Annotated in this window: 2 protein-coding genes; both read right to left on the bottom strand. The window is 76.7% G+C overall.

Annotation, left to right across the window (positions count from 1 at the left end; genetic code table 11):
• Nucleotides 1–1,436: type I polyketide synthase (locus ACIRBY_RS38510; RefSeq protein ID WP_403910077.1), on the bottom strand; the 1,436-nt coding region annotated here is incomplete at its 3' end.
• 33 nt (nt 1,437–1,469) lie between these two features.
• A complete protein-coding gene (locus ACIRBY_RS38505; protein WP_403910074.1) occupies nt 1,470–10,604 on the bottom strand; it encodes an SDR family NAD(P)-dependent oxidoreductase in 9,135 nt (3,044 codons plus the stop codon).
• Nucleotides 10,605–10,616 lie beyond the last annotated feature (12 nt).

The raw sequence follows: 10,616 nt of genomic DNA, 5'->3' as shown, positions 1-10,616 counted from the left end.
ACCACCGGCAGCTCCCGCACCACCTCCACCGGCTCCGCCACCTGCTCCGGAGCCTGCTCCAGGATCACGTGCGCGTTCGTCCCGGACACCCCGAAGGAGGACACGCCCGCACGGCGCGGACGCCCGTCCTCGGGCCAGTCGCGGGCCTCCGTCAGCAGCCCGACGGCGCCCGCCGTCCAGTCCACCTGGGACGAGGGCGCGTCCACGTGCAGGGTCTTGGGGAGCCGGCCGTGTTCCAGCGCCTTGACCATCTTGATGACGCCGGCGACCCCGGCGGCCGCCTGCGCGTGCCCGATGTTGGACTTGAGCGAGCCGAGCCACAGCGGCCGTCCGGCCGTGCGGGCGCTGCCGTAGGTGTCCATGAGGGCCTGGACCTCGATCGGGTCGCCCAGCTTCGTGCCGGTGCCGTGCGCCTCGACCGCGTCCACGTCGGCGGCAGTGACCTGGGCGTCGGCGAGGGCCTGGCGGATGACGCGCTGCTGGGCCGCGCCGCTGGGGGCGGTGAGGCCGTTGCTGGCGCCGTCCTGGTTGACGGCCGAGCCGCGCAGGACGGCCAGGACGCGGTGCCCCTTGCGTACGGCGTCGGAGAGGCGTTCGACGAGGAGGATCCCGGCGCCCTCGCCGGGGCCGAACCCGTCGGCGGTGTCTGCGAAGGCCTTGCAGCGGCCGTCGGCGGCGACTCCGCGCTGGCGGGAGAACTGGACGAACACGGCGGGGGTGGACATGACGGTGACGCCGCCGGCCAGCGCGAGGTCGCATTCGCCGCGGCGCAGGGACTGGGCGGCCTGGTGGAGGGCGACCAAGGAGGACGAGCACGCGGTGTCGACGGTGACGGCGGGGCCCTCCAGGCCCAGGGTGTAGGAGATGCGGCCCGAGGTGAAGCTGACGACGCTGCCGGTGAGGAGGTCGCCTTCGAGCTGGGCGGAGGGGGCGCGGACGCCGCTGGTGTAGCCGCCGTCCCAGGCGCCGACGAAGACGCCGGTGCGGCTGCCGTGCAGGGAGCGGGGGTCGATGCCGGCGCGCTCCAGGGCCTCCCAGGAGGTTTCCAGCAGCAGCCGCTGCTGGGGGTCCATGGCGACGGCCTCGCGGGGGGAGATCCCGAAGAAGCCGGGGTCGAAGGCTCCGGCGGCGTTCAGGAAGCCGCCTTCGCGGCAGTACGAGCGGCCGGCCGCGTCCGGGTCGGGGTCGTAGAGGCCCTCGACGTCCCAGCCGCGGTCGGCGGGGAACGGCGAGACGGCGTCGGTTCCGGTGGACACCAGCTCCCACAGGTCCTCGGGGGTGTCGGCCCCGCCCGGGAAGCGGCAGGCCATGCCGACGATGGCGATCGGCTCGTGGGCCCGTCCCTCCAGTTCCTTGAGGCGTTCGCCGGTGCGGTGCAGTTCGGTGGTGGCCCGCTTCAGGTATGCGCGGAGCTTGTCTTCGTTCGCGTTCGCCATGTCTCGTCACCCGTCACGTGCTGTGCGGCGGTTTCAGAACCGCTCGTCGATGAATGCGAAGATCTCGTCGTCGTCGGCGTCCTCGATGGCTTCGGCCACGGAGCCGGCCGCCGGGTCGTCGCCGGTGGACGGTGTGCCGCCGAGGCCGTTCCAGAGGCCGGTGAGGGCCGCGAGGCGGCCGGCGATCTCCTTGTGCGCCGTCTCGTCGGGTCCCCCGCCCTCCGCGGCCCTGCCGGAGAGGGCGCCGAAGAGGGATTCCAGCCGGTCGAGTTCGGCGAGGACGGAGGCCGCGCGGGCGTCGGGGTCGGCCGCGGCCGGGTCGTCGGCCGGGTCGCCGGCGGGGGCCAGGGCGCCGCTCAGGTGGGCGGCGAGGGCGGCGGGGGTGGGGTGGTCGAAGACCAGGGTGGCGGCCAGGCGCAGTCCGGTGGCGGCGGCCAGCCGGTTGCGCATCTCGACGGCGGTCAGGGAGTCGAAGCCGAGTTCCTTGAAGGCCCGGTCGGTGAGGACGTCCTCCGCTCCGCCGTGGCCGAGTACGGCCGCGGCGTGGGCCCGTACGGCGTCGAGGAGCAGTTCCTCGCGTTCGTCGGCGGGCAGGCCGGCGATCCGGTCGGCGAGGGTGTCGGCGGGGCCGGTGTGCCGGGGGGTGGCGGTGGACTCCCGGCCGCCGCCGACGAGGTCGCCGAGGAAGGCGGGGACGGGGCCCGCGGCGCGCAGGGCCGCGGGGTTGAGGCGGATGGGGACCTGGAGGGGGCTGTCGACGGCCTGGGCGGCGTCGAAGAGGGCGAGGCCCTCGGTGTCGGTGAGGGGCATGATCCCGCCCCGGGCGAGGCGGCGGTGCATGCCGCTCTGGTCGAGGTGTCCGGCCATGCGGCTGTCGGTGGCCCACAGGCCCCAGGCGAGGGAGACGCCGGGCAGGCCGAGGGAGCGGCGGTAGCCGGCGAAGGCGTCGAGGAAGGCGTTGGCGGCCGCGTAGCCGCCCTGGCCAGGGCTGCCGAACAGGGCGGACGAGGAGGAGTAGAGGACGAACGCGGACAGGTCGAGGTCACGGGTCAGTTCGTGCAGGTTGAGGACGGCGTCGACCTTGGGGTGCAGGACGGTGTCCAGGGCCTCGGGGGTGAGGGTGGGCAGGGTGCCGTCGGCGAGGACGCCGGCGGTGTGCACGACGCCGGTGAGGGGGGCGTCGCCTGGGATCGCGGCGAGGAGCGCGGCGAGCTGTTCGCGGTCGCCGGCGTCGCAGGCGGCGAGGGTGACGCGGGCGCCGAGCGCGCCGAGTTCGGCGGCGAGTTCGGGGGCGCCCTCGGCGTCGGGGCCCTGGCGGCCGGCGAGGACGAGGTGGCGGACGCCGTGGGCGGTGACGAGGTGGCGGGCGACGGCGCTGCCGAGGGTGCCGGTGCCGCCGGTGACGAGGACGGTGCCGTGGGGGCCGAAGGCGGGCGGCAGGGTGAGGACGAGCTTGCCGGTGTGCCGGGCCTGGCTGAGGGTGCGGAACGCCTCGCGGGCGTGGCGGACCTCGTGGACGGTGAGCGGCAGCGGCTCCAGGACGCCCGCCTCGAAGAGGGCGAGGAGTTCGCGGAGCATCTCGCCGACGGTGTCGGGGCCGGCCTGGACCAGGTCGAACGCCTGGTAGCGGGTGCCGGGGTGGGCGGTGGCGATGGCGTCGGGGTCGCGGACGTCGGCCTTGCCGAGTTCGAGGAAGTGGCCGCCGCGGGGCAGGAGGCGCAGGGAGGCGTCGACGAACTCGCCGGCGAGGGAGTTGAGGACGATGTCCACGCCCCGGCCGCCGGTGGCGGCGAGGAACGCGTCGGCGAAGCCGGTGGTGCGCGAGTCGGAGATGGCGTCGTCGGTGAGGCCGCGGGCGCGCAGGGTGTCCCACTTGCCGGTGCTGGCGGTGGCGTAGACGGTGAGGCCGTGGTGGCGGGCCAGCTGGAGGGCGGCCATGCCGACGCCGCCGGCGGCCGCGTGGACGAGGAGGGACTGGCCGGGCGTGGCGCGGGCGAGGCGGGTGAGCGCGTAGTGGGCGGTGAGGAACACGGCCGGTACGGAGGCGGCCTGGGCGAAGGTCCAGCCGGCCGGGACGGGGGCGAGCATGCGGTGGTCGGCGACGGCATGGGGGCCGAAGCCGCCGGTCCACATGCCGAGGACCCGGTCGCCGGGGGCGACGGTGGTGACGCCGGGGCCGACCTCGGCGACGACGCCCGCGCCTTCGGCGCCCATCACGGGGTCGCCGGGGTACATGCCGAGGGCGATGAGGGTGTCGCGGAAGTTGATGCCGGCGGCGCGTACGGCGATGCGGACCTGGCCCTCCTCCAGGGGTGCCAGGGTGTCGGGGGCGGGGGCGAGGCGCAGCCCCTCCAGGGTGCCGGTGCCGCTGGTGGCGAGCCGCCAGGCGGGGGTTCCGGCGGGCGGGACCAGGAGGTCGCCGGGTTGGTCGCCGGAGCGGGCCAGGCGGGGGGCCCGGACGGTGGCGCCGCGGACGGCGAGCTGGGGTTCGCCGGAGGCGAGGGCGGCGGCGAGGGCGGCGGCGCCGGCGGTGTCCGGGTCGCCGGCCGGGTCGAGGTCGAGGAGGGTGAAGCGGCCCGGTTCCTCGGACTGGGCGGAGCGGACGAGGCCCCAGACGGTGGCGGTGGCCGGGTCGGTGACGTGTTCGTCGGGGGTGGTGGCGAGGGCGCCGCGGGTGATGAGGGTGAGGGTGGTGCCGGCGAGCCGGTCGCCGGCGTCGAGCCAGGCCCGGGCAAGGTCCAGGGCCCGGTGGGCGGTGGCGTGGGCGGTCGCGGCGTCGGGCCGGGGGTGGTGCGGGAAGGACACGGCGACGGTGTCGGGTGCGGGTCCGTCGGCGGTGGCCGCGAGGAGCGCGGCCAGGTCGGGGTACCAGTCGGCGGGGGCGCCGGCGGTCTCCAGGGCGGCGAGGACCTCGGCGTGGTCCTCGCCGACGACGGCGGTCCGCACGGGCAGCGGGGCCGCGGGGGTGTGCTGCCGCGGCCAGGTGACCTCGTACAGGGAGCCGCCGTGGCGGCCGCCCGCGGCGGCGGACGCGGCGGCGAGCTGTTCGTCGGAGACGGTGCGGACGAGGAGTTCGTCGACGTCGAGGACGGGCCGGCCGGTGTCGTCGGTGGCGCGCAGGGTGACGGCGTCCTCGCCGGCGGGGGTGATGGTCACCCGCAGCCGGTCGGCGCCCTCGGTGTGCAGGCGTACGCCGCGGACGGCGAAGGGCATGCGGGCCTTGCCGTCGTCGGGGAAGAAGGCGCCCAGGCTCATGGCCTGGAGGGCGCAGTCGAGGAGGGCGGGGTGGATGCCGTAGCCGGCGGAGGCCTCGCGGGTGCGGGGCGGGAGGGCGATCTCGGCGTGGACGGCGGTGTCCTCGCGCCAGCCGTCGTGGAAGCCGCGGAAGTGCGGTCCGTAGTCGTAGCCGCGGGCGGTGAACTCCTCGTAGAACGCGTCGGGTCCGGGGCGTCCGGCGGGCCGGGCCGCGGCGGCCGGCCAGGGCCGGGGCAGCGGGGCGGGCGGGGTGTCGGCGTCGGGGGCGAGGGTGGCTTCGGCGTGCCGCTGCCAGGGGGAGCCGGGGGCGGCGCCGGCCTCGCGGGAGTGGACGCTGAGGCTGCGCCGGCCGTCGGCGCCGGCGGCGGCGACCTGGACGCGGAGTTCGACGGCGCCGTCGTCGGGCAGGACGACGGGTGCCTGGAGGATCAGTTCGTCGAGGCGGCCGCAGCCGGACTGCCGACCGGCCCACAGGGCCAGGTCGACGAGGGCGGCGCCGGGCAGCAGGACGGTGCCCAGCAGGGCGTGGTCGGCGAGCCAGGGGTGGGTGTCGGCGCCGACGCGGGCGGTGTAGACGACGGACCCGGACTCGGGGAGTTCGACGCCGCCGCCGAGCAGCGGGTGGCCGGCCTCGTGGAGGCCGATGGAGGCGGCGTCGCCGCGCCGGGCGGGCACGTCGTACCAGTAGCGTTCCCGCTGGAAGGGGTACGTCGGCAGGTCGACGCGGCGCGAGTCCTTGCCGAAGAGGGCGTCGGCGTCGATCTCCACACCGCTGACGTGGGCCATGCCGAGGGCCGCGGCGAACCAGCGGGCGCCGCCCTTCTCCCGGCGCAGGGTGGCGAGGACGGCGGCCCGGGCGCCGGCGTCGGCGACGGTCTCCTGGAGGGAGGCGGAGAGCATCGGGTGGGGGCTGGGTTCGAGGAAGACCTCGTGGCCGTCGGCGATCAGTGCCCGGGTGGCCCGCTCGAACTCGACGGGTTCGCGCATGTTGCGGTACCAGTAGTCGCGGTCCAGGGCGGCGGTGTCGAGGAGTCCGCCGGTGACGGTGGAGTAGAAGGGGATGTCGCCGGTGCGCGGGGCGACCGGGTCGAGGACCTCCAGGAGGTGCTCCTTGAGGGCGTCGACCTGGGCGGAGTGCCCGGCGGTGTCGACGCCGGGGATGGCCCGGGCGTGGACGCCCGCGGCGGTGAGCTCGTCGAGGAGTTCACGCAGGGCGGCCGGCTCGCCGGCGACGGCGGCGGTGCCGGGGCTGTTGACGGCGGCGACGGACAGCCGGTCGCCGAACCGCTCCAGGCGGGCGCGCAGTTCGGCGGGGGCCAGCGATGCGGCGATCATGCCGCCCTTGCCGGCGAGGGTGAGCCAGGCCTGGCTGCGCAGGGCGACGATGCGGGCGGCGTCGTCGAGGGAGAGGCCGCCGCAGACGTAGGCGGCGGCGATCTCGCCCTGGGAGTGGCCGACGACGGCCGACGGGTGGACGCCGAGGGAGCGCCAGGTGGCGGCGAGCGACACCATCATGGTGAACAGGACGGGCTGGACGACGTCGACGCGGGCGAGCGAGGGCGCGCCGGGCACCTGGCGCAGGACGTCCATGACGGACCAGTCCAGGTAGGAGCGCAGAGCCTCGTCGCAGGCGGCGGCGGTCTCCCGGAAGGCGGCGGAGCGGTCCAGGAGACCCTCGGCCATGGCGGGCCACTGGGAGCCCTGGCCGGGGAAGACGAACGCGATGCGGTCGCCGGGTCCGGCGGAGCCGCGGAGCACGGCGAGGTGCGGCCGGTCCTGCGCGAGGGCGTTGAGGGCTTCGAGGATCTCCTCGCGGCTCTCGCCGATGACGGCGGCGCGCCGTTCGAAGCGGGAGCGGGCCGTCAGCAGGGTGTATCCGGCGTCGGCCGGGTGCGTGCCGGGGTGTTCGACGAGTCCGGCGCGCAGCCGGGCCGCCTGGGCGCGCAGGGCGGTCTCGGAGCGGGCGGACAGCAGCAGCGGGACGGTGACCTCCGCCCACTCGTCGGGGTCGCCCTCCGGTGCGGTGGCGGGGGCCGGCCCGTCGGGGCGGGGTGCCTCTTCGAGGATGACGTGGGCGTTGGTGCCGCTGATGCCGAAGGCGGAGACCGCGGCGCGGCGCGGGGTGCCGTCCCTGTGCCAGTCCAGGTCCTCGGTGAGGAGGGAGACCGCTCCGGAGCTCCAGTCGACGCGCGGGGTGGGCGCGTCGACGTGCAGGGTGCGGGGCAGGGTCCCGCCGCGCAGGGCGAGGACCATCTTGATGACGCCGGCGACGCCCGCGGCGGCCTGGGTGTGGCCGATGTTGGACTTCACGGAGCCCAGGCGCAGCGGCCGCGCGGGGTCGCGGTCCCGGCCGTAGGTGGCGAGGACGGCCTGGGCCTCGATGGGGTCGCCGAGTGCGGTGCCGGTGCCGTGCGCCTCGACGGCGTCGACGTCCTGCGGCTCCAGGCCGGCGTCGGCGAGGGCTTGGCGGATGACCCGCTGCTGGGAGGGGCCGCTGGGGGCGGTGAGGCCGTTGGAGGCGCCGTCCTGGTTGACGGCGGAGCCGCGGATCACGGCGAGGACGGGGTGGCCGTGGCGCTCGGCGTCGGAGAGCCGCTCGACGAGCAGCATGCCGGCGCCCTCGCCGAGGGCCACGCCGTCGGCGCCGGCCGCGAAGGCCCGGGTGCGGCCGGTGGGGGACATGACGCGCTGGCGGGAGAACTCGACCAGCATCTCCGGGGTGGACATGACGGTGGCGCCGCCGACGAGGGCCATCCCGCACTCCCCGCGGCGCAGCGACTGCACGGCCAGGTGCAGGGCGACCAGGGACGCCGAGCAGGCGGTGTCGACGGTGACGGCCGGGCCTTCGAGGCCGAAGACGTAGGAGAGCCGGCCGGACATCACGCTGGCGGAGTTGCCGGTGCCGAGGTAGCCGTCGAAGTCCTCGTCGCCGTTCTGCAGCAGCGGCATGTAGTGCTGGCCGTTGGTGCCGACGAAGACGCCGGTGCGGCTGCCGCGCAGGGCGGCCGGGTCGAGGCCGGCGCGTTCCAGGGCCTCCCAGGAGGTCTCCAGCAGGAGCCGCTGCTGGGGGTCCATGGCGAGGGCCTCGCGCGGGGAGATCCCGAAGAACTCGGGGTCGAAGTCGGGGGCCTCGTGCAGGAAGCCGCCCTCGCGGACGTACGTGCGGCCCTTCGCCTCGGGGTCGGGGTCGTAGAGGCCGTCGAGGTCCCAGCCGCGGTTGGTCGGGAAGGTGCTGATGGCGTCGCCGCCGTCGCGCAGCAGCTGCCACAGCTCGTCGGGGGTGTCGATGCCGCCGGGGAAGCGGCAGGCCATGGCGACGACGGCGACGGGCTCGGCGTCCCCGCCGGCGGGGACGGTGGCGAACGGCCCGTCCGCCTCGCCTTCGGCTCCGGTGCCGGAGGCCAGCTCGTGGAGGTGGCGGGCGACGGCCGCGCTGGTGGGGTGGTCGAAGACGAGGGAGGCGGCCAGGTCCAGTCCGGTGGCCTCGCGGAGCCGGTTGCGCAGTTCGACGGCGGTCACCGAGTTCAGGCCGAGTTCCCTGAACGCCCGTTCGGGGTCGATGCCTTCGGGTGAGGCGTGGCCGAGGACGGCCGCCACGTGGGTGCGGACGAGCCGCAACAGCTCGCGCCGCTGCTCCTGCTCCGGCCGGCCGCGCAGGGCGCCCGCGATCCGGGTCGCGGAGGCTCCCGCGGCGGCTCCGGCGGCGTCGGCGGCGGCCTTCTCGGCGGCGCGCAGGGCGCGTACGGCGGGCAGTTCGTCGAGCAGCGCGGAGGGGCGGGCGGCGGTGTAGGCGGCGGCGAACCGCGCCCAGTCGACGTCGGCGACGGCGACGGTGGTCTCCCGTCCGGCCAGTGCCGCGTCGAGGGCGTCGAGGGCCCGCTCGGGGTCCAGGAACCGCAGGCCCGCGCGGAGCATCTGCTCGGCGGCGGGGCCGGTGAGGGAGCCCTCCCAGGGGGTCCAGGCGAGGGAGGCGGCGGGCAGGCCGTGGCCCCGGCGGGCTTCGGCGAGGGCGTCGAGGTAGGCGGTGCCGGCGGCGTATCCGCCCTGGCCGGCGCCGCCCCACACGCCGGCGACGGAGGAGAACAGGACGAGCGCGTCGAGTTCCGTGCCGGTGGCCCCGAGCAGGGTGTGCAGGCGGGCGGCCAGTCCGGTCTTGGCGGTGACGGCCGCCGCGAAGCCCTCGATCGTGGTCTCGACGAGGGTGGTCAGGGGGGCGGTGGGCGGAGCGACGTAGACGGCGGACGGCGCGTACCGGTCGAGGAGCCCGCGGAGCCGGCCGTCGTCGGCGAGGTCGCAGCGGACGACGGTGATCCGGTCGTCGGGGCCGGGCGTGCCGGAGCCGGAGACGTCGGATCCGGGCGTGCCGGAGCCGGGGGCGCCGGGGCCGAGGGCCTCGGCCGGACCGGCGAGGACCACGCGGTCCGCGCCGGCGGTGAGCAGGCGGCGGGCCAGCGGCCCGGCCGCGGTGGCGAGGTCGCCGACGAGCAGGACGGTGCCGCGCGGGCCGGGCGTCCGGGGGCCGGGCGCGCCGGCGGCGGCCGGGACGAGGCGGCGGCCGTAGGTGCCGGAGCCCCGGACGGCGACCTGGTCGTCGTCGGCGGGCGAGGCGAGGACGGCGGCCAGGAGCTGGAAGGCGCGGGCGTCGGGCTGCGCGGGCAGGTCGACGAGGCCGCCCCACAGGGAGGGCAGTTCGAGGGCGGCGACCCGGCCGAAGCCCCAGGTCTGGGCGGCCTCGGGGGACGGGGACTCGGCGGGCGAGACGGCGACGGCCCCGGCCGTGGCGGCCCAGAGGCGGGCCCCACTGCCGGCGTCGGCGCAGGCCTGGGCGAGGGTCAGGGTGGCGGCGAGGCCGAGCGGCAGGCCGGGGTGGTCGGGGTGCTCGCCCTGGACGAGGGGCAGCAGGGACAGGGTCCCGTTCAGCGGCAGGGCCCCGGGCCGGTCGGCGGCTTCGGCGAGGAGCGCCCGCAGGAGGGACCGGTCGGCGTGGACGGGGTCGACGGCGAGGGTCTCGACGTCCGCTCCCCGGCAGGCGAGGGCCTGCCGGGCGGCTTCGGCGTGCGCGGAGCCGGAGGGGGAGTCGGCGGCGACGAGCAGCCAGCGGCCGGAGAGCCGGTCGGCCGGGTCGTCGGCGCGCAGGTTCTTCCAGCCGACCCGGTAGCCGAGGCCCGCCTCCGGTCCGGTGGCGGCGGCCGTCGTGGCGGGCGTGGCGGCGGGGGCGGCGGGCAGCCAGTGGTGCTCGCGCTGGAAGGCGTACGTGGGCAGGTCGACGCGGCGGGCGCCGGTCCCTTCGAAGAGGGAGGCCCAGTCGATGCCGGTACCGCGCACGAACAGCTCGGCGGCGGAGGTCAGGAGGCGCTGGAGGCCTCCCTCGTCGCGGCGCAGGGAGCCGGTGGTGAGAACGGGAGTACCGAGCGCCTCGGCGGTCTCCTGGACGCCCAGGGTGAGGACGGGGTGGGCGCTGGACTCCACGAAGGTGGCGAAGCCCTTGGCGAGCAGCAGCCCGACGGTGTCCTCGAAGCGGACGGGCCGGCGCAGGTTGCGGTACCAGTACGCGGCATCGAGGACGGGTTCCCGGAGCAGACCGCCGGTCACGGTGGAGTAGAAGGGGACTTCGGGCCGGCGCGGGACGATCGGCCCCAACACCTCCAGCAGCTCGGCCTCGATCCGCTCCACGTGCGCCGAGTGCGAGGCGTAGTCGACCGGCACCTGACGCGCCCGGATCCCCTCCCCCTGCGCCTCGGCCACGAACGCCGCCACGGCATCCGCGTCACCGGCGACGACCGTGCTCGACGGCCCGTTGACGGCGGCCACACCCAGCCGACCCGTCCAGCCCTTCAACCGCTCCTCGACCTCGGCGAGCGGCAGCGGAAGGGAGGCCATGCCCCCGAGCCCGGCCAGCTCACGCCCGATCACCGCAGCACGCAG

The organism is Streptomyces sp. NPDC096136, from assembly GCF_044763325.1.
Classification (GTDB): Bacteria; Actinomycetota; Actinomycetes; order Streptomycetales; family Streptomycetaceae; genus Streptomyces.
Note: the sequence above shows the minus strand (reverse complement) of the source record. Positions and strands in the feature narration are given on the sequence as shown.